The 484-nt window shown below is 49.4% G+C and carries 2 tRNA genes; both read left to right on the top strand.

Annotated elements, in window-relative coordinates:
* Nucleotides 1-140 precede the first annotated feature (140 nt).
* A tRNA-Ile gene (locus IFU31_RS21585) sits at nucleotides 141-217 on the top strand.
* A gap of 30 nt (nucleotides 218-247) precedes the next feature.
* Nucleotides 248-323: transfer RNA gene (locus IFU31_RS21580), tRNA-Ala, on the top strand.
* Nucleotides 324-484: the final 161 nt, after the last annotated feature.

The raw sequence follows: 484 nt of genomic DNA, 5'->3' as shown, positions 1-484 counted from the left end.
GGCTGGATCACCTCCTTAATCGACGACAACAGCTGGCTCATGAGCTCCCACACGAATTGCTTGATTCATTGAAGAAGACGATAGAAGCAGCTTTATGCTCCAAGCTGATAGCGCACGCTAACGGCTACAAGCTCGAAATTGGGTCTGTAGCTCAGTTGGTTAGAGCGCACCCCTGATAAGGGTGAGGTCGGCAGTTCGAATCTGCCCAGACCCACCAATTTTGTGTGGGAAACGCCTGTAGAAATACGGGGCCATAGCTCAGCTGGGAGAGCGCCTGCCTTGCACGCAGGAGGTCAGCGGTTCGATCCCGCTTGGCTCCACCACCACTGCTTCTGTGTTAGAGCTTAGAAATGAGCATTCCATCAAGGTGATGGTGAATGTTGATTTCTAGTCTTTGATTAGATCGTTCTTTAAAAATTTGGGTATGTGATAGAAAGATAGACTGGACCAACACTTTCACTGGTGTGGGTTCAGGCTAAGGTAA

Origin of the sequence: Pseudomonas sp. CFBP 13602 (assembly GCF_014842725.1) — a bacterium.
GTDB classification, from domain to species: domain Bacteria; phylum Pseudomonadota; class Gammaproteobacteria; order Pseudomonadales; family Pseudomonadaceae; genus Aquipseudomonas; species Aquipseudomonas baltica.
The sequence above is the reverse complement of the archived record's forward strand: the minus strand, read 5'-3'. Positions and strand labels throughout refer to the sequence as shown.